At 73.6% G+C, this 17,774-nt stretch carries 17 protein-coding genes; 9 read left to right on the top strand and 8 right to left on the bottom strand.

The annotated features are described in order from the left end of the window. Positions 1-221 precede the first annotated feature (221 nt). Together CXR44_RS10980 and CXR44_RS10985 are read left to right on the top strand one after the other, a co-directional pair. Positions 222-434, top strand: a complete 213-nt coding sequence (locus tag CXR44_RS10980; protein ID WP_101785120.1) for a hypothetical protein — start codon at positions 222-224, stop codon at positions 432-434. 57 nt (positions 435-491) lie between these two features. After that, positions 492-950 carry a glycoside hydrolase N-terminal domain-containing protein gene (locus CXR44_RS10985; protein ID WP_245899059.1) on the top strand — a complete coding sequence of 153 codons (459 nt, stop codon included), beginning with the start codon at positions 492-494 and terminating at the stop codon, positions 948-950. 32 nt (positions 951-982) lie between these two features. Here CXR44_RS10985 and CXR44_RS10990 read toward each other — a convergent pair whose 3' ends face one another. The 3 genes from CXR44_RS10990 to CXR44_RS11000 form a co-directional block, all read right to left on the bottom strand. Further along, positions 983-2,719 carry an FAD-dependent monooxygenase gene (locus tag CXR44_RS10990; protein ID WP_101785124.1) on the bottom strand — a complete coding sequence of 579 codons (1,737 nt, stop codon included), beginning with the start codon at positions 2,717-2,719 and terminating at the stop codon, positions 983-985. A gap of 6 nt (positions 2,720-2,725) precedes the next feature. Next, on the bottom strand, positions 2,726-3,688 hold the full coding sequence (locus CXR44_RS10995; protein WP_101785126.1) for an MBL fold metallo-hydrolase: 963 nt from the start codon (positions 3,686-3,688) through the stop codon (positions 2,726-2,728). A gap of 110 nt (positions 3,689-3,798) precedes the next feature. Next, on the bottom strand, positions 3,799-5,082 hold the full coding sequence (locus tag CXR44_RS11000) for an alpha/beta fold hydrolase (protein WP_101785128.1): 1,284 nt from the start codon (positions 5,080-5,082) through the stop codon (positions 3,799-3,801). A gap of 188 nt (positions 5,083-5,270) precedes the next feature. Between CXR44_RS11000 and CXR44_RS11005 the strand changes: the two genes are divergently transcribed. From CXR44_RS11005 to CXR44_RS11015, 3 genes are read left to right on the top strand one after another with little or no spacing between them, the layout of a single operon-like run. Continuing rightward, positions 5,271-6,440, top strand: a complete 1,170-nt coding sequence (locus CXR44_RS11005) for a cytochrome P450 (protein WP_101785130.1) — start codon at positions 5,271-5,273, stop codon at positions 6,438-6,440. A gap of 19 nt (positions 6,441-6,459) precedes the next feature. Then, a complete protein-coding gene (locus CXR44_RS11010) occupies positions 6,460-7,230 on the top strand; it encodes an HAD family hydrolase (protein ID WP_101785132.1) in 771 nt (256 codons plus the stop codon). After that, positions 7,227-7,490, top strand: a complete 264-nt coding sequence (locus CXR44_RS11015; RefSeq protein WP_101785134.1) for a DUF4031 domain-containing protein — start codon at positions 7,227-7,229, stop codon at positions 7,488-7,490. The genes CXR44_RS11010 and CXR44_RS11015 overlap by 4 nt, the downstream gene beginning before the upstream one ends. 21 nt (positions 7,491-7,511) lie before the next feature. Here the strand turns inward: CXR44_RS11015 and CXR44_RS40810 are convergent, their stop codons facing one another. The 4 genes from CXR44_RS40810 to pgm form a co-directional block, all read right to left on the bottom strand. Beyond that, positions 7,512-8,273, bottom strand: coding sequence for an HD domain-containing protein (locus CXR44_RS40810; protein ID WP_101785136.1), 762 nt, complete (start codon positions 8,271-8,273; stop codon positions 7,512-7,514). 39 nt (positions 8,274-8,312) lie between these two features. After that, positions 8,313-9,014 (bottom strand): DUF2786 domain-containing protein, encoded by a 702-nt coding sequence (locus CXR44_RS11025; protein ID WP_101785138.1) that lies wholly within the window; start codon positions 9,012-9,014, stop codon positions 8,313-8,315. A gap of 20 nt (positions 9,015-9,034) precedes the next feature. After that, complete coding sequence (locus CXR44_RS11030) at positions 9,035-10,273, bottom strand: hypothetical protein (protein WP_101785140.1); 1,239 nt, start codon at positions 10,271-10,273, stop codon at positions 9,035-9,037. A 108-nt stretch (positions 10,274-10,381) separates the two neighbouring features. After that, a complete protein-coding gene (gene pgm / locus CXR44_RS11035; RefSeq protein WP_101785142.1) occupies positions 10,382-12,013 on the bottom strand; it encodes a phosphoglucomutase (alpha-D-glucose-1,6-bisphosphate-dependent) in 1,632 nt (543 codons plus the stop codon). Positions 12,014-12,093: 80 nt separating this feature from the next. On the opposite strand from pgm, the gene CXR44_RS11040 reads away from it, so the two are divergent. From CXR44_RS11040 to thrS, 3 genes are all read left to right on the top strand, one after another. Continuing rightward, on the top strand, positions 12,094-12,987 hold the full coding sequence (locus CXR44_RS11040; RefSeq protein ID WP_101785144.1) for a TIGR03564 family F420-dependent LLM class oxidoreductase: 894 nt from the start codon (positions 12,094-12,096) through the stop codon (positions 12,985-12,987). 61 nt (positions 12,988-13,048) lie between these two features. Further along, complete coding sequence (locus CXR44_RS11045; protein ID WP_180903305.1) at positions 13,049-13,654, top strand: glycoside hydrolase family 25 protein; 606 nt, start codon at positions 13,049-13,051, stop codon at positions 13,652-13,654. An 89-nt stretch (positions 13,655-13,743) separates the two neighbouring features. Next, on the top strand, positions 13,744-15,708 hold the full coding sequence (gene thrS / locus CXR44_RS11050; RefSeq protein ID WP_101785148.1) for a threonine--tRNA ligase: 1,965 nt from the start codon (positions 13,744-13,746) through the stop codon (positions 15,706-15,708). A gap of 54 nt (positions 15,709-15,762) precedes the next feature. Here thrS and CXR44_RS11055 read toward each other — a convergent pair whose 3' ends face one another. Next, a complete protein-coding gene (locus CXR44_RS11055) occupies positions 15,763-16,479 on the bottom strand; it encodes a PIG-L deacetylase family protein (RefSeq protein WP_219601735.1) in 717 nt (238 codons plus the stop codon). 209 nt (positions 16,480-16,688) lie between these two features. Between CXR44_RS11055 and CXR44_RS11060 the strand changes: the two genes are divergently transcribed. After that, positions 16,689-17,762: an NADH-quinone oxidoreductase subunit B family protein gene (locus CXR44_RS11060; RefSeq protein WP_101785150.1), complete on the top strand. Its 1,074-nt coding sequence runs from the start codon at positions 16,689-16,691 to the stop codon at positions 17,760-17,762. Positions 17,763-17,774 lie beyond the last annotated feature (12 nt).

Raw genomic sequence — 17,774 nt, forward strand, 5'->3', positions numbered from 1 at the left:
TGCGACGCAGGCTCGGCGTCGCACCGGGCCCGGTTGTCGCACTGGTTCCGGTTGTCGCACTGGTTCCGGTTGTCGGACCGGGCCGGGTGGTCGCCCGGTCGGGTGTGACCGCCCGTAACGTCCGTGACATCCCGCGTCCGCGGCGACGGCCGCGCCGGATCGACCGGCGCCGCGACGGCCGGCCGGGGAAAACCACGGGATTTTTGTCGGTGCGGCACGGCATGATGATGACCATCATGGTCATCTCCCCGTCACTTCCGTTCACCGCGATCCGGTCGCCGCTCGGCGAGATCGTCGTCTTCTACGTCGGCCCCGAGCCGCGGCTCACGCCCGAGCAGGCCGTCGCCTTCGCCGACCAGCTCCGCGAGCTGGCGACCGAGACTCCCCGCGCCGCCATGGACGACGCGCTGGCCGACATGTGCCCGGTGGGCTGACACCTCGCCCGCGCCGCAGACATCGGCGCCCGACTGTCCGCCGACCGGGCGGGTCAGGTGTCGTTCACGTTGCGCCACACCTCGCCCCGTGACGACAAGACCGTCACGGCCCGCGACGGCCGGCTGACCATCCGCGGCGCCCTCGCCGACAACGGCCTGCGCTTCGAGGCACAGGTGCAGGTCGTCGCCCAGGGCGGCACCCGTGCCGACGACGGCGACACGGTGACCGTCAGCGGCGCCGACAGCGCCGTGCTCGTGCTGTCCGCCGGCACCGGCCACGCCGACCGCCACCCCGCCTACCGGGGGGACGACCCGCACGCCAAGGTCCCCGCCGCCGTGGACGCGGCGTCCGCCACGAGCTACGCCGACCTCGAACGGGCCCACCTGGCCGACTACCGCGAGCTGTTCGACCGGGTGCGGCTCGACCTCGGCGGACGCGTCCCCCGCCGCGCCGACCGACGAGTACGCCGCCGCTGCACCGGCGGCCCCTCCACGTCAACATCAACCTGCACATGAACCACTGGGCCCGCGCGGCGGAGCTGAGACGGTCAGGCGGCCGGGGGTCCCGCGGGTGAGCCCAGGGCGCGGCACAGGGCCGCCGCGACCTCGGGAGGCGACGGCCGGTGCAGCACCGCCGCGACGTGCGCGTCCGGCCGGACGACCCACAGCTCGCCCGGCCGCGCCGCCAGGGCCCGCGTGAGCGTCCCGGCGGCGTCGACGTCACCGAGGCGCAGCAGCCGGACCGGCGCCCGCGTGGCCCGCCGCGCCGCGTCCAGCGCGGCGGCGGCGCCGTCGACGCCGCCGGCCGCCAGCAGCAGGAACCCGTCCCTGGCCACCTCGCGCAGCCGCGCCACCCGCTCGCCCGCCACGCGGATCGGCGCGTCGGGCACGATCACGCCGGGGGCGGCCGGCGGCACGGAGCCGCGAGGCGGCCGCCCGGCGAACGGCCGCGACGGGTCCGGCGTCGTCAGCGGCGAGTCCACGTACCAGAACGGCTCGGCGAGCCGGCCCGAGTCGACGGCGGCCCGCGCCGCCGGGTCGGTGGCCGCCGTCTCCAGCGCGGCCAGCCGGAACCGGCGCTCCGCCTCGGTGCCCGGCACCAGGAACCGCATCGTCGCCGCGGTCACGTCGAGGTTCTCCAGGGCGGCGGCGTGCCGCTCGGTGTGGTAGCTGTCGAGCAGTTCCTCGCCCGCCCAGCCGTTCAGCGTGAAGGCGAGCTTCCAGGCGGCGTTCTCCGCGTCCTGCACCCCGGAGTTCAGCCCCCGCGCGCCGAACGGCGCGACGAGGTGCGCCACGTCGCCGGCGAGCAGCACCCGGCCGGTCCGCATGCGGTCCACCACCCGGGAGTGGAAGCGGTAGACCGAGCTCCACACCACCTCGTACGGGCGGTCGCCGATGACGGCGCGGATCCGCGCGTCCCGCGCCCCCGAGGAGAGCTCCCGGTCCTCGTCATAGCCGGGCGGCACCTGCCAGTCCACGCGGTACGTCGAGCCGGGGCACGGGTGGATCAGCACCTGACGGCCGGGGTTCCACGGCGGGTCGAAGTAGAAGCGCCGCTCGCGGGCCCACCCCGGAAGGTCGGCACGGATGTCGCAGATGAGGAACCGGTCGTCGAAGGAGCGCCCGGCGAAGCGCAGGCCGAGCAGCCCGCGCAGCCGCTCCGCCTTCGCCCCCGCGCAGACCAGCGCGTACGCGGCCCGTACGCGCACCCGCCCGGCGGCGGTCAGGCAGGTCAGCGTCACCCCGGCCGGGTCCTGGGCGAGGCCGGTCACCAGGTGGTCCCAGCGCGCCTCGATCAACGGCTCGGCGGCGATGCGCTCGTCGAGGAGCCGCTCGGTGCGCGACTGGGAGATGTTGACGAACGGCGGGAACGCCGACCGGCCAGCCTCGGCGAAGGTGAGGCTGAACAGCTCCCGGTCCCGGTGGAAGGTGCGGGCCGTCGTCCAGGTCAGCCCTTCGGCGGCGATGCGCCGGCCCACGCCGGCCGCCTCCCAGACGTCCAGCACGTCGCGCTGCTGCACGATCGACCTGGAACCGGCCGCCTCCCGGCGCGGCCGCCCGTCCAGCAGCAGCGTGGGCACGCCCCAGCGGGCCAGCAGCAGCGCCGCCGTCTGCCCCACCGGCCCGTTGCCGACCACCGCGACCGGCACCTCCACGACCGGCACCTCCACGACCGGCACCCCCGCGACGGACGGCACTGGCCCGGGTGTCACCGGCTCGGGTGTCACCGGCTCGGGTGTCACCGGCTCGGGTGTCACCGGCTCGGGTGTCACCGGCTCAGTCATCGCGGCTCATTCCTGCAGCTCGTCCCAGACCGCGCGGTCGCGGTCGGCCGTCCAGACGGCGGGCCGCTCCACGCCGGACAACTCGTCCCACAGCCGCGCCACGTCGAACGGCAGGCAGTGCTCGAAGATCGGCCACCCGCCGTAGCGGCCGGCCAGGGCGGCGTGCGCGGCCCGGAACGCCTCCCGGCGCGTGCCCCCGCGCTCGTGCACCGCGCCCACCTCGCGCAGCAGCACCCGCAGGAAGTGCCGGGTCTGCCCGATGGCGGCGGCCACGGCGTCGGGCCCGCGCGCCACCGCGCCACGCCCGCCGACCAGGGTCTCGGCGCCGAAGGCGGCGACCCGGTCGAGCGTGCCCGCCGCCCACTCGCGGTGGAAGGCGTCGCCGGTGTAGAGCGCGGCCCGCGTCTCCACCAGGTCGCCGGCGAACAGCACCTTCTGCCGTGGCAGCCAGGCCACGATGTCGCCCTCGGTGTGGCCGCGCCCGCAGTACCGCAGCACCAGCTCGCCCCGGTCGCCGCCGAGATGGATGGCGAGCCGGTCGGAGAACGTGAGGGTGGGCCAGGTCAGCCCGGGGATGGACGCGGGCTCCTTGAACAGGCGCGGCATGCGCGCGTACTCCGACTCCCAGTCCTGCCGGCCCCGTTCGGCGATCAGCGCCCGCGTGTTGTCGTGCGCCACGATCACCTCGGCGCCGAACGCGCTCGCGCCGAGCACCCGCACCGCGTGGTAGTGCGACAGGACCAGAAATCTGACCGGTTTGCCGGTGTGCTCGCGGAGCCTGTCGAGCCAGCCGCGGGCGGCCACGGGCGTCGCCATGGCCTCGAAGCAGACGAGGAAGTCCTCGCCCTCCACGGCGCCGACGTTGGGGTCGCCCTCGGCGGTCAGCGCGTAGACGCCGTCGCCGAGCACCTCCAGGGTCTGCGGCTTGTCGTCGAGATCGGCGGACGAGGCGAACGCCCTGCGCGCCACGGCGCACCTCCCGGAAGTCGTCGCGGATGCGTGCCCCGCCGCGCCGGTCGCGCGACGGTGTCCCCCCAAGCCTTCCCCCCGCGTGCGCGCCGTAGCCCCGTGCGGCCGCGTCAGTCGCGCAGGCCGCCGCCGAGCTCGCGGACCATCTCGGTCAGCCGGGCGAAGACGCGGTCGTCGCCGACGCCGTCGTGCTCGTACTCGTTGGTCACCCACGCCTGGGCGTTGCCCACCCGGGCCGCCGTGTCGAGCTGCAGGCCGGAGTCGACGTACATGTCGTCGAAGTAGACGGCCGCCGCCAGCGGCACCTCGTTGCCGGCCAGCCGCTCCGGGTCGTACAGCGGTGGCCAGTCGGCGCGCTCGGCCAGCAGCTCCACCGCCGGCCGGAAGGGGCGCAGCGCGCTGATCTCCTGGAACATCCAGGGGTACATCATCTCCCCGGTGAACAGCAGCGGCCGCGCCGTCTCGGCGAAGCGCGGACGGCGGGCGCGCTCCCGCTCGGCGGCCCAGCCGGTGGGGCCGGGCCCGGAGCCGTAGATGCTCTCCTGCAGCGCCGCGAAGAGCGGGTTGTCGGCGAAGGAGCTGCGGGCCAGCACCTGGTGCAGGAACGTCCCGGTCACGTGCCCGCCGTCCAGCGCCTCGTCGAGCAGCCAGTGCATGCGCTCGTAGCCGGGCTTCATGCCGAAGTCGATGCCGAGGCTCTGCAGCCGCCGCACGGTCAGCGGGTCGCCGTCCGGAAGCCGCACGTCGCCCTCGGCCAGCCGGTCGGCCAGCCGGGCGACCGTCTCCACGTGGTGCGGGTAGCGGCGGTAGAAGGCCGCGTTCTTCGCCTCGACCCGCGGGTACGTGCGCCGGTAGACCTCCGCCGCGTCCGGCTCCAGCGCGGGCAGGCCGCCTGTGACGTAGCACTCGCTGAGTCCCTCCGGGGCCCGCGACAGGTACGTCAGCGTGATGAACCCGCCGAAGCTCTGCCCGAGCGTCGCCCAGCGCCGCCCGCCGAAGACGGTGCGGCGCAGGTGCTCGGCGTCGGCCACGATCGAGTCGGCGCGGAACAGCGCCAGCAGCTCGGCGCCCCCGCGCGCGCCCAGGGCCGCCATCCGGCGTCCGTCGACGCGGGAGCTGCGGCCGGTGCCGCGCTGGTCCAGCAGGACCACCCGGTGGGTGCGCAGCGCCTGGCCGAGCCAGCCGGCCGTGCCGACCGGCCGCGGTCCCTTGCCGCCCGGGCCGCCCTGCAGGTAGAGCAGGCACGGCAGGTCCTCCCGGTCGCGTACGGGATCGACCAGCTCGCGGGCGAAGACCGTGATGGTCTCCCCGCCGGGCCGTGACCAGTCGAGCGGCACCTCCTCGAGGTGGTCGCGTACCCGCATGCCCGGGATCGTGTAGCTTGCCGTGATCACCCGGCGGCCTCCCAGCCTTCAGTAAAATGTGCCATTGCACAGGGACTCTAGGAGAGTCCCGTCACACTGCCAAGGGGGTCCTCAGGGACGAGGCGAAAGTAGGCCCGAGGTCTGATGAAGACCGGCCCCCGGGGATGGGACCATCGGTCAGGGATTCAACCCCGAGCATCCCAGCAGGACGGATTACGATGTCAGACTCAGAGTTCCCCCTCGTCCAGTTCATGCGCGAGGGCTTCGACCCGGTCGCGGAGCTGGCCCGCATCCAGACCGAGCAGCCGGTCTTCCCCATGGCGATCCCCGGGGGCCAGACGGTCTACCTGGTCACGCGCTACAACGACGTGCGCAACGTGCTCGGCGACCACGAGCGTTTCAGCAACGACTTCGGCAACGTGATCGGCCTCGGCTCCACCCAGGAGGACCCGGGCGGGCTGGGCTTCCGCGACCCGCCCGAGCACACCCGGCTGCGCAAGTACCTGACGCCGGAGTTCACCATGCGCCGCCTGCGCCGGCTGGAGCCCCGCATCGAGGCCATGGTCGAGGAGCACCTCGACCGGATGGAGGCCCAGGGCTCCCCGGCCGACCTGGTGGAGTCGTTCGCGCTGCCCATCCCGTCGCTCGTCGTCTGCGAGCTGCTCGGCGTCCCGTACGAGGAGCGCGCCGGGTTCCTCAAGATGAGCACCGACCGCTTCGACTTCACCGCCGGGCCCGAGGCGTCGCTGCAGGCCATCAACGACGCCATGACCTACCTCACCGACCTCGTCGCCCGCGAGCGCCTCGACCCCGGCGACGGCCTGCTCGGGCAGCTCCTGCGCGAGCACGGCGACGAGCTCGACGACCGCACGCTGGCCAGCATGGCCGACGGCATGCTGACCGGCGGTCACGACACCAGCACCAGCATGCTCGCCCTCGGCACGCTGTGGCTGCTGGCCAACCCCGAGCAGGCCGCCAAGGTGCGCGAGGTCGACGGCTACGTCGTGCAGGTCGTCGAGGAGCTGCTGCGCTACATGTCGGTCGTGCAGGTGGCCTTCCCCCGGTTCGCCCGCGAGGACCTGGAGCTGCACGGCCAGCTGATCAAGAAGGGTGAGATGGTCCTCTGCTCGCTCGCCGCCGCCAACCGCGACCCCAACCTCGGCGGCGACATGAACGAGGTCAAGCCCTACCGTGACACGGCCGGCTCCCACCTGGCGTTCGGCCACGGCATCCACCGGTGCATCGGCGCGCCGCTCGCCCAGATGGAGATGCGCATCGCCTTCCCGGCGCTGCTGCGCCGCTTCCCCGGCCTGCGCGTCGCGGGAGAGGTGCCGTTCCGCAAGCTCGCCATCGTCTACGGCGTGGAGAAGCTACCCGTCGCGTGGTAAGAGGGTTACGTTCACAAGTGTGAACTCACCCGTCATCGACCTGACCACGATCAGCGCCGTCGTGTTCGACACCGACGGTGTGGTCACCGACACCGCGCGGGGCCACGCGGCCGCCTGGAAGCACGTCTTCGACGTGTTCCTGCGCGGCCGCTCCGCGCCCTTCGACATCGAGGCCGACTACCTGTGCCACGTCGAGGGGCGGCCGCGGCTCGACGGCGTCCGCACGTTCCTGGCCTCGCGCGGCATCGAGCTGCCCGAGGGCGCGGCGGACGACGAGCCCGGCTCGCCCACCGTCCACGGGCTGGGCGTGGCCAAGGACCGCCTGTTCGTCGCGCAGGTGGACAAGTACGGCGTGGCCGCGTTCCCGTCGACCGTGGCGCTGTTGCACGAGCTGCGTCACCGCGGCGCCCGCACCGCCGCCGTCTCGGCCAGCCTGCACGGCCGCAAACTCGTCGCGTCGGCGGGTGTGGCCCACCTGTTCGACCTGGTGGTCGACGGTGGCGACGCGGCCCTGATGAACCTGCCCGGCAGACCCGACCCCGCCCTGTTCCTGGAGGCGGCCCGCCGGCTGAACATCACGCCCGCCAGGTCGGCCGTGATCGACGCCGCGCTGCCCGGGATCGAGGCGGCGCGCAAGGGCGGGTTCGGCGTGGTCGTCGCCGTCGCCCGGCCGGGCCCGGCCGGTGCCGCCCTTCGCGCCGCCGAACTGGGCGAGCGGGGCGCCGACGCGGTGGTGTCCGACCTCGGCGAACTGGAGGTGCGCGGCAGGGTCCTACCCTGGAGCCCGTGACGGTGCTCATCGACCCCCCGAACTGGCCCGGGCCGCGCGGCCTCATGTGGTCGCACCTGGTCAGCGACCACTCCCTGGACGAGCTGCACGCCTTCGCGGGGCTGCTCGGCGTGCCGGCGCGGGCGTTCGACCGTGACCACTACGACGTGCCGGAGACCGTGCACGCGCTGGCCGTCTCCCTGGGGGCGCAGGCGGTCAGCTCGCGCGAGCTGCTGCGCCGCCTCATCGACGCCGGACTGCGCCGCCGCAAACGCCGCTGACCCGGCGCGCCGGGTGGCGCGTCAGCCGGCGGGGTGCGGCGCGGACGTGGTGAGGGCGGTCAGCTCGGCGCTCATGTTGGCCCGCGCCCGCGCCTCCCACAGCTCGTACGCCCGCGCGGTCCGGTAGAGCCGCGGCGTGGCCAGCAGCCTGCGCAGCACCTCCGCCCGGCCCTGCCGGAACAGGTCCTCGGGAACGTGCGCGTACTCCTCACGCACCCGGGCCGCGTAGTCGCCGTAGCCGTCGCGGCCTAGCACCGCCAGGTCGGCGTCGCACAGCACGGCCCCGTCGAGGTCGTCGGCGGCCACCCGGTCGTGCGCGGCCGTCAGCCGTACCAGCCGGGCCACCTCGGCGACCCGCGCCGCCGGCACTCCGCAGCGCGGCAGCCGGGCGAGCGCCAGCCACGCGCTGCGCTCCTCGTCCCAGCCCGGCCGCCCGTCGTACACGGCGTCGTGGAACCAGGCCGCCAGCCGCACCGCCACCGGATCGCCCATGCCCCCGCCGGCCGGCTGCTGGTCCACGCCCGGGTCGTCGCCCGTCGGCCCGCCCGTGCCGCGTGCGTCGCCCGTCGGCCCGCCCGTACCGCGTGCGTCGCCCGTGGGGCCGGAGGTGTCCGACGGGCGGGGCGCGCCGGCGTACAGCTCGTCGACGGCGTCGAGGACGGCGGCCAGGTGGGTGATCGTGTGATAGCGGCGGTGCGGCTCCGACCAGCGGGCGACCAGCTCCGCGCCCAGGGCCGCAGCGGCGGGGGAGCGGCCCGCCACGGCGAGCCAGCGTGTCTGCATGCCGCCACCCTAGACACCTCGGTCCGGGGCCGGCGACGTCTACTCGCCGGAGGCCAGTTCGGGGCTCGGGCGGCCGGGGACGCCGGTGCGGCCGAGGTCGGCGCGCCGTCCGGCCTCGGCGCCGTCGTGGTAGCCGGTGCCGCTGGTGCGCGGCACGCTGAGCCGGATCCGCGGGTAGCGCGCCGTCACCGCCCGGTCCACCTCGTCCCGACGGTCGGCCAGCACGAGCGCGGTCCCCGTCACCGAAGCCTCGGCCGCGGCCCGCTCCTCGGCCTCGCGCAGCAGCCGGTACACCTCGTCGGTGAACCCGAGCAGCCAGGAACGCCGGTAGGCCCGGGCCGGACCGCCGCCCGCCTCCGGCGGCCGCACCCGGGCCAGCCCGGAGGCCATCTGCAGCAGCAGGGACGTCGCCAGGACGTCGGCACGTTCCAGGTCGGCGGCGAACCCGAAGACGTGCACCCGCTGCCCGCCGTCACCGCGGCCGAGCAGCAGCGGGCGGCAGCGCAGCGCCTGCGCCACCAGGCTCACCAGGCGGGCCTTCTCCCGCGCCCACGGCGGCGGCAGCGTCACCACCCGGTCACCCGGCGTCTGGCGGGGGCCGGCCGGGTCGAGGGAGTCGATGCCGTGCCTGGCCATCAGGGCCGACGCCGCCGCCATGAACGTGGCCCGCTCGTGCTCGTTGTCGGTGCGCTCGGCCTTGGCCAGCAGCTTCCTGACCCGCTCGAGTGTGCGCTCCCTCACCTACGGCCCTCCGCCCGCGCCTAGGACTTGGTCAGCACCCGCCCGTCGGCGTTGATGACCGGGAAGGCCCCCGTGTCGACGATGCCGTGCTGCTGGAACAGGGCCTCGATGAGCGCGTGCGCCTCGGGCTCCAGCTTCCACAGGGCACGATACTGGCGGGCCGTGGCCAGCGAGATGCCGATCTCCTGGGCGATGTCCACGGTGCGCGGCACGATGCCCTTGGCGATCTGCCGGTCCCAGTAGGCGCGGGCGGCCCGCATCAGCGCCGCGCGCTGCGCCGTGTCGACGACCTGCGGGGTGGTGTCGAGCACCGCGGCGTCGTCGTCGTCCTCCGCCACCAGCTCGGCCAGCGCGGGCGGCAGCTCGGGGCGGGCCGGGACGGGGTGGTGGTCGGCGTGCGGCTCCCATGGCACGCGCGGGTCGGCGTCGATCAGCGCCGAGGTGTTGTAGAGCGCGGCGATCTGCGCCAGGAGCGCCTCCTGGCGGGCCGGGTCGACGGCCAGGCCGGTGTGCTCCACGGCCTGGTCCATGGCCTTGTCCAGCTTGGCCAGCGCGGCCCGGACCTTCCGCTCGGGCGCGCCCTGCTCGCGCAGCGCCTTGGCCTTCTTGGCGGCCAGGGCCACGCGGGTCAGCCGGCGGTGCGCGTCGACCTCGCTCGCGGTGCGGTCGCTCACCTCCGCCAGGCCCACCCGGACCAGCAGCCGCTCGGGGGTGAGCCGCCAGTTGATGCGGCCGGTGCCGCGGATGCGGTGCCGCTCGATGGCCATGCCGCGCTCCCACAGCCAGGCCGCGACCAGCGGGGCCGCGAGCCGGAAGACGGCCTCGGGCAGGCTGCGCGCGTCCATGCTGGACAGGACCGCCGTCAGGCAGGTCAGCGCCCAGACCGCGACGCCGTCGATGCCGGCGGAGAAGTTCTCGCGCATGTTGCGGCGGGCCCGGACGGCCGAGGTGATGATGGCCACCTCGATGAAGGCGAACAGCAGCAGCCGCAGCGGCCCGTCCAGGCCGAGCACGTCACCGGAGAACAGCCACATGCCCTGGGCCGACACGGCGGTCGCGATGGACGCGGCCACGATCGTCAGCACGTCCTCGACCGGGCGGGGGGTGACGTAGCGGCGCCACAGGAAGCACGCGGCCCGCCAGGCGATCCTGATCAGCAGGAACGCCAGGGCGAGCGCGACCAGGCCGAGCAGCGCGATGACCGCCGTGGCGGCCGGTTTGTCCGTGACGAAGGTGGCGATTTCCTCGAATGTCGGCATCTGTCACTATCCGTGAGGGCTCGAACTCCAGCTGGGTGCGACAGATCATCGCAGAATGTCGCCACCTTGTACGCCAAACAGCCGCTCCAGCCCCATTTTCCGCAGGTGTCACCCCAGAGCCGACGACACCAGGGCGCGCGCCTCCTCCTGGACCTTGGCCAGATGGTCCGGCCCGCGGAACGACTCCGCGTAGATCTTGTAGACGTCCTCGGTCCCCGACGGCCGGGCCGCGAACCACGCGTTCTCCGTGGCGACCTTCACCCCGCCGAGCCCGGCGCCGTTGCCGGGAGCGGCCGTCAGCACCGACGTGATCGGCTCGCCGGCCAGGGTGGTCGCCGTCACCTGCTCGGCCGACAGCCTGCCCAGCACCGCCTTCTCCTCCCGCGTGGCCGGGGCGTCCACCCGGGCGTAGGCGGGCTCGCCGTACCGTCCGGTCAGCTCGCGGTAGTGCGCGCTCGGCGACCGGCCCGTGACCGCGAGGATCTCCGCCGCCAGCAGCGCCAGGATGAGGCCGTCCTTGTCGGTCGTCCACACCGATCCGTCGCGGCGCAGGAACGACGCCCCGGCGCTCTCCTCGCCGCCGAAGCCGAGCGACCCGTCGAGCAGCCCCGGCACGAACCACTTGAACCCGACCGGCACCTCGTACAGCCGGCGCCCCAGCGACCCGGCCACCCGGTCGATGACGCCGCTGCTCACCATCGTCTTGCCCACCCCCGCGTCGGCCGGCCAGCCGTCGCGGTGGGCGTAGAGGTAGCCGATGGCCACGGCGAGGTAGTGGTTGGGGTTCAGCAGCCCGCCGTCGGGCGTGACGACGCCGTGCCGGTCAGCGTCGGCGTCGTTGCCGGTCGAGACGTCGAAGCGGTCGCGCCCCGCGACCAGGGAGGCCATCGCGTACGGCGAGGAGCAGTCCATCCGGATCCGGCCGTCCCAGTCGAGCGTCATGAACCGCCACGTCGGGTCCACCAGCGGATTGACCACGGTCAGGTCGAGCCGGTGACGCTCGGCGATCTCGCCCCAGTAGGCCACGCTCGCCCCGCCCAGCGGGTCGGCCCCGATGCGCACCCCGGCCGCGCGGACGGCGTCGAGGTCCACCACGTTCGGCAGGTCGTCCACGTACGAGCCGAGGAAGTCGTAGCGCCCCGCCTCGCGGACGGCGCGCGCGTAGGGCGTCCGGCGCACGCCCTTCAGGCCGGCGGACAGCAGCGCGTTGGCCCGGTCCTGGATCCACGACGTGGCGTCGGCGTCGGCGGGGCCGCCGTGCGGCGGGTTGTACTTGAAGCCGCCGTCGCCGGGCGGGTTGTGCGACGGCGTGATCACCACGCCGTCGGCCAGGCCCGTGGAGCGCCCCCGGTTGTGGGTGAGGATGGCGTGCGAGACGGCCGGCGTCGGCGTGTAGCCGTCGCGGGAGTCGACCAGCACGGTCACCTCGTTGGCCGCCAGCACCTCCAGCGCCGACACGCGGGCCGGCTCGGACAGCGCGTGCGTGTCGATGCCCAGGAACAGCGGCCCGTCGACGCCCTGCCCGGCGCGGTACTCGCAGATCGCCTGGGTGGTGGCCAGGATGTGGTCCTCGTTGAAGGCCGTGGCGAGCGACGAGCCGCGGTGCCCCGACGTGCCGAACGCGACCCGTTGCGCCACCTCGTCGGGGTCGGGGTGCAGGCTGTAGTAGGCCGTCACCAGCCGGGCGACGTCCACCAGGTCGGCGGGCTGGGCGGGCTGTCCTGCGCGGTCGTGGCTCATGGGATCCACCTTACAAACGCCGCAAACGCCGCCTCCGGCTAGACTCGCGCCGACACGAACCAGAATGGAGTTCGGTATCTATGCGCATCGGATTGCTGCTCAACGAACCCACCGGTCCCGAGCCGCTGCGTGACCTGGCCGACGCGATCGCCGCCGCGCGCGCCGACGGCTTCGCGTCCGCCTGGATGTCCCACATCTTCGGCCTCGACGCCATCACCGCGCTGGCCGTCGCCGGCGCCGCGACGCCCGGCATCGAGCTGGGCACCGCCGTCGTGCCCACCTACCCGCGCCACCCCGCCGTGCTCGCCCAGCAAGCCATGACCGCCAACGCCGCCCTCGGCGGCCGGCTGACGCTCGGCATCGGCCTGTCGCACCGGCTCGTCATCGAGGACATGTACGGCTACAGCTACGAGCGTCCCGCCCGGCACATGGCCGAGTACCTCGACGTCCTGCTGCCCGCGATCCGCGGCGAGCAGGTCGGCTACCAGGGCGAGACGCTCAAGGCCAACATCAGGCTGACCACGCCGGGAGCCGGGCTGCCCGTGCTCGTGGCCGCCCTCGCCCCGCGCATGCTCAGGCTCGCCGGTTCCCGGACCGCCGGGACCGTGCTCTGGATGACCGGCCCCAGGACCGTCGCCGAGCACGTCGCGCCCGCCCTGACCGCCGCGGCCGAGGAGGCCGGCCGCGACCGGCCGCGCATCGTCTGCATGCTGCCGGTGTGCGTCACCGACGACCCCGCCGCCGCCCGGGCCCGCGCCGAGGAGATCTTCGCCGTGTACGGCCAGCTTCCCTCCTACCGCGCCATGCTCGACCGGGAGGGGGCGGCGGGGCCCGGGGACGTGGCGATCGTCGGCGACGAGGCGAGCGTCCGGGCGCAGATCGCGGAGCTGGCCGAGACCGGCGTCACCGACTTCGGAGCCGCCCTCTACTCCGGCCGCGAACGCACCAGGGACCTGCTGCGCAGCCTGCTCTGACCTGGGACGGCCCGGCGCGTCGGGGGCCTGATCGGGAGGCATCCGAATAAACTCCCGCAAGGTGAAACGCTTGCTGCACGGCATCGACGTGTCCAACTGGCAAGGCAGGGTCGACTGGGCCGCTCACGCCCGCGCCGGGGTCGCCTTCGCCTTCGCCAAGGCGACCGAGGGCGGCGACTTCACCGACAAGCACTTCGCGCGCAACTGGGAGGGCATGCGGGAGAACTGGATCGTCTGCGGCGCCTACCACTTCGCCCGCCCCAAGGGTGACGCGGCAGAGCAGGCGCACCACTTCCTGCGCGTGCTCAAGGAGGCGGGCGGGCTGCGCCGCGGCGACCTCGTCGCGCTCGACCTGGAGACCAACGACGGCCTGCGTCCCGAGCGGGTCGCCCGGCACGCCCGCCGCTGGTGCCGCCACGTCGAGCGGCACGCCGGCATCCGGCCGATCGTCTACACCTTTCCGGCGTTCGCCCGCGGCGGCCACTGCGCCGGGCTCGGCGACCACCCGCTGTGGATCGCCGACCCGGACCGGCCGCGCGGGCGCCCCGCGACGCCCGGACCGTGGCGCGAGTGGACGATCCACCAGTACGATCACAAGCCGCTCGACCGGAACATCTTCCTCGGCAGCCGTCAAGGGCTGACGAGGCTGGGCTACGACCCGCGATAGCATCGATGTTCACCGGCGAACGGGCCGCAGGGCGCCCACCGGCCGGCGCATTCCACCACACCCGCCACACCGACCCACAGGGAGCAACCGTGTCAGCCGAGCTACGCATCACCCTCGCCGGAGCCGAGCGTGTGGTCGCGGCCGGCACGACGGCCGGTGACGCGCTCGAGGCCGACGGCCGCACCGTCATCGCCGCCCGGGTCAACGGCGAGCCGCGCGACCTCGCCCACCCGCTCGCCGACGGCGACGTGGTGGAGCCGATCGACATCGCCAGTGACGACGGCCGCGCGATCGTCCGCCACTCCACCGCCCATGTCATGGCCCAGGCGGTCCAGGAGCTGTTCCCGGAGGCGAAGCTGGGCATCGGCCCGCCCGTCGACAACGGCTTCTACTACGACTTCGACGTCGCCCAGGCCTTCCAGCCCGACGACCTCAAGCGCGTCGAGAAGCGCATGCGCGAGATCGTCAAGCAGGGGCAGCTGTTCGCCCGCCGCCCCGTCACCGACGAGCAGGCCCGCGCGGAGCTCGCCGCCGAGCCGTACAAGCTGGAGCTGATCGGTCTCAAGGGCGGCGCGGCGGCGGAGGAGTCCGTCGAGGTCGGCGCGGGCGAGCTGACCATCTACGACAACCTCGACCCCAAGAGCGGCGAGCTGCGCTGGAAGGACCTGTGCCGCGGCCCGCACGTGCCGTCCACCCGGTCCATCCCGGCCTTCAAGCTCATGCGCTCCGGCGGCGCCTACTGGCGCGGCAGCGAGAAGAACCCGCAGCTCCAGCGCATCTACGGCACCGCGTGGGAGTCGCGCGACAAGCAGGACGAATACCTCAAGCTGCTGGAGGAGGCCGAGAAGCGCGACCACCGCAGGCTCGGCGCGGAGCTGGACCTGTTCAGCTTCCCGCCCGAGCTGGGCAGCGGGCTGCCGGTCTTCCATCCCAAGGGCGGGATCATCCGCAAGGAGATGGAAGACTACATGCGCAAGCGGCAGGGCGAGGCGGGCTACGAGTTCGTCAACACCCCGCACATCACCAAGTCGCAGCTGTTCGAGACCTCCGGTCACCTGCCGTGGTACGCCGAGGACATGTTCCCGCCCTTCGAGCTGGAGGGCGTCGAGTACCGCGTCAAGCCGATGAACTGCCCGATGCACAACCTGATCTTCCGGGCGCGCGGGCGGTCCTACCGTGAGCTGCCGCTGCGGCTGTGCGAGTTCGGCTCCGTCTACCGCTACGAGAAGTCGGGCGTCGTCCACGGCCTGACCCGGGTGCGCGGCATGACGCAGGACGACTCCCACATCTACTGCACCCGCGAGCAGATGGCCGGCGAGATCAAGAGCCTGCTCACCTTCGTGCTCAGCGTGCTGCGCGACTTCGGCCTGTCGGAGTTCTACCTGGAGCTGTCCACCCGCGACGACTCCGACAAGTTCATCGGCGACCCGGCCGACTGGGAGGCGGCCACCGAGGCGCTGCGCCAGACGGCCGAGGAGTCGGGGCTGGAGCTGGTCGACGACCCGGGCGGCGCCGCCTTCTACGGCCCCAAGATCTCCGTCCAGGCCAAGGACGCGATCGGCCGAACCTGGCAGCTGTCCACCATCCAGCTCGACCTCAACCAGCCCAAGCGGTTCGAGCTCGAGTACCAGGCCGCCGACGGCAGCCGCCAGACGCCCGTCATGATCCACCGGGCGCTGTTCGGCTCGATCGAGCGGTTCCTCGGCGTGCTGACCGAGCACTACGCGGGCGCCTTCCCTCCGTGGCTGGCCCCGGTGCAGGTCGTCGGCATCCCGATCGCCGACGCGCACGTGGCCTACCTGCACGACGTCGCCAAGCGGCTGCGTGAGCGGGGCATCCGGGTCGAGATCGACACGGCCGACGACCGGATGCAGAAGAAGATCCGCAACGCCCAGCGGGCCAAGGTGCCGTTCATGCTGCTGGCGGGCGACGACGACATCGCCGGCGGCGCGGTGTCGTTCCGCTACCGCAGCGGCGAGCAGAAGAACGGCGTGCCGGTGGACGAGGCCGTCGCCGAGATCGTCGACGCGGTCGCCCGCCGCATCCAGGTCTGACCTCGCCGGTGGAGCGCCGCCGGCCCCGCGCGGGCCGGCGGCGCCGCCGGTGCCTCAGCGGGTGTAGAGGCGGAAGGTGACGGTCGGGCGGTCGCCGAACGGGCCGTCCTCCTGCCGGACCGCGTTCTCGACGAACGACCGCGCGTACGCCTCCGGGTCCTCGTCGGTGAGGGCCTCGATGTAGGTGCGGTGCTCCAGCAGCGAGCGCACCCCCTGGTCCAGCCCCGCGGTGACGTCCACCGCGTGCGTGGGGGAGTGGGTGGCGGCCACGGCCACCCAGCGCACCCCGTCCCACGGCTCGCCGCCGGCACCGGGGAAGATCCACCGGTTGCCCGCGTCGGCCGCCGCGTCGAGCGTGGCCCGCCCGACGGCCTTGTGGTCGGGCGTGTTCCAGTCGACGCCGCCGGGCCAGGTGTCGTCGAAGTTCAGCGTGATCAGCAGCTCCGGCCGGTGCCTGCGGATGGCCGCGGTGATGTCCCGCCGCAGCCGCGGCCCGTACTCGATCACCCCGTCCGCGTGGTCGAGGAACTCCACGCTCGACACGCCCACCGCGGCGGCGCCGGCCCGCTGCTCGCGTGCGCGCAGCGGCGCCGCCTTCTCGGGGTCCAGGGTGTCGATTCCCGCCTCGCCGCGGGTGGCGAGCAGGTAGGACACCTCCCGCCCCGCGCGGGTCCACACGGCGACGGCCGCCGCGCAGCCGTACTCCAGATCGTCGGGGTGCGCCACGACGGCGAGGGCCCGCCGCCAGTCTTCGGGCATCGGTTCCAGCATGCCCTCACCCTAGGCTGCGGCGATCTCCTGTGCCGTCCCGCCGGGCTCGTGGCGAAGATGTCGTACGAGTGGTTTGCGGCCTTCGTGTAGGCGGTAGCTCTTACGCAGAGTAATCGACTCACTACCGGACGGCGGGTGCGGGGCGATCCGCGCCCGCCCGCCGCGTGGTGAGACCGAGGCGATGCCGGGCCGACAAGGGGGCGAAGGCCATGAGCACAGCCGAGCCGGAGACCGGGCTGGACCAGACCGGGCCGGACCATGCCGGGCTGGACGAGGTGCACATCCTGTGGACGTCCGAAGGCATGAGCTGCGACGGGGACACCGTGTCCGTCACGGCCGCCACGCTGCCGAGCATCGAGGAGGTCCTCCTCGGGCTCGTGCCGGGACTGCCGAAGGTGCACCTGCACAACAAGGTCCTGGCCGCCGAGGTGGGCGGGGAGTTCATGGCCGCCTTCCACCGGGCGGCCGAGGGCAGCCTCGGGCCGTACATCTTCGTGGTGGAGGGGTCCATCCCCAACGAGAACATCAACGGCGAGGGCTACTGGACCTCGATGGGCAACGACCCGGCGACCGGTCAGCCCATCACCGTCAACCAGTGGATCGACCGGCTCGCGCCGGGCGCGTGGGCGGTCGTCGCGGCGGGCACCTGCGCGACCTACGGCGGCGTCCACGCCATGGCCGGCAACCCGACCGGCTGCATGGGGCTGGCCGACTACCTCGGGGCGGACTTCCGCTCCGCCGGCGGCCTGCCCATCGTCAACGTGCCCGGCTGTCCCGTCCAGCCCGACAACTTCATGGAGACGCTGACCTGGCTGCTCTACCAGGCGGCCGGGCTGGCTCCGATGATCCCGCTCGACCGGCAACTGCGGCCGACCTGGCTGTTCGGCAAGACCGTGCACGAGGGCTGTGACCGGGCCGGCTACTACGAGCAGGGCGACTTCGCCCGCGACTACAACTCCCCGAAGTGCCAGGTGAAGATCGGCTGCTGGGGGCCGGTCGTCAACTGCAACGTCACCAAGCGCGGCTGGATGGACGGCATCGGCGGCTGCCCCAACGTGGGCGGCATCTGCATCGGCTGCACGATGCCCGGCTTCCCCGACAAGTTCATGCCGTTCATGGACGAGCCGCCCGGCGGGTCCATGTCCTCGGGCATGGCGTCCGTGTACGGCGGGCTGGTCCGCCGCCTGCGCGCCATCACCAACAAGACGGTCAACACCGAGCCGAAGTGGCGCCACCGGGGCGCGAAACTCACCAGCGGATACGACCCCCGCTGGCGGGCCTAGAAGGGGGATCGC

Source organism: Nonomuraea indica, from assembly GCF_002850745.1.
GTDB classification, from domain to species: domain Bacteria; phylum Actinomycetota; class Actinomycetes; order Streptosporangiales; family Streptosporangiaceae; genus Nonomuraea; species Nonomuraea indica.

Bases quoted from the DNA above. Each gene is read 5' to 3' on its own strand.
- CXR44_RS10980 (WP_101785120.1), top strand. From the start codon at position 222: ATGATGATGACCATCATGGTCATCTCCCCGTCACTTCCGTTCACCGCG.
- CXR44_RS10990 (WP_101785124.1), bottom strand. From the start codon at position 2,719: ATGACTGAGCCGGTGACACCCGAGCCGGTGACACCCGAGCCGGTGACA.
- CXR44_RS11005 (WP_101785130.1), top strand. From the start codon at position 5,271: ATGTCAGACTCAGAGTTCCCCCTCGTCCAGTTCATGCGCGAGGGCTTC.
- CXR44_RS40810 (WP_101785136.1), bottom strand. From the start codon at position 8,273: ATGCAGACACGCTGGCTCGCCGTGGCGGGCCGCTCCCCCGCCGCTGCG.
- CXR44_RS11030 (WP_101785140.1), bottom strand. From the start codon at position 10,273: ATGCCGACATTCGAGGAAATCGCCACCTTCGTCACGGACAAACCGGCC.
- pgm (WP_101785142.1), bottom strand. From the start codon at position 12,013: ATGAGCCACGACCGCGCAGGACAGCCCGCCCAGCCCGCCGACCTGGTG.
- CXR44_RS11040 (WP_101785144.1), top strand. From the start codon at position 12,094: ATGCGCATCGGATTGCTGCTCAACGAACCCACCGGTCCCGAGCCGCTG.
- CXR44_RS11055 (WP_219601735.1), bottom strand. From the start codon at position 16,479: ATGCTGGAACCGATGCCCGAAGACTGGCGGCGGGCCCTCGCCGTCGTG.
- CXR44_RS11060 (WP_101785150.1), top strand. From the start codon at position 16,689: ATGAGCACAGCCGAGCCGGAGACCGGGCTGGACCAGACCGGGCCGGAC.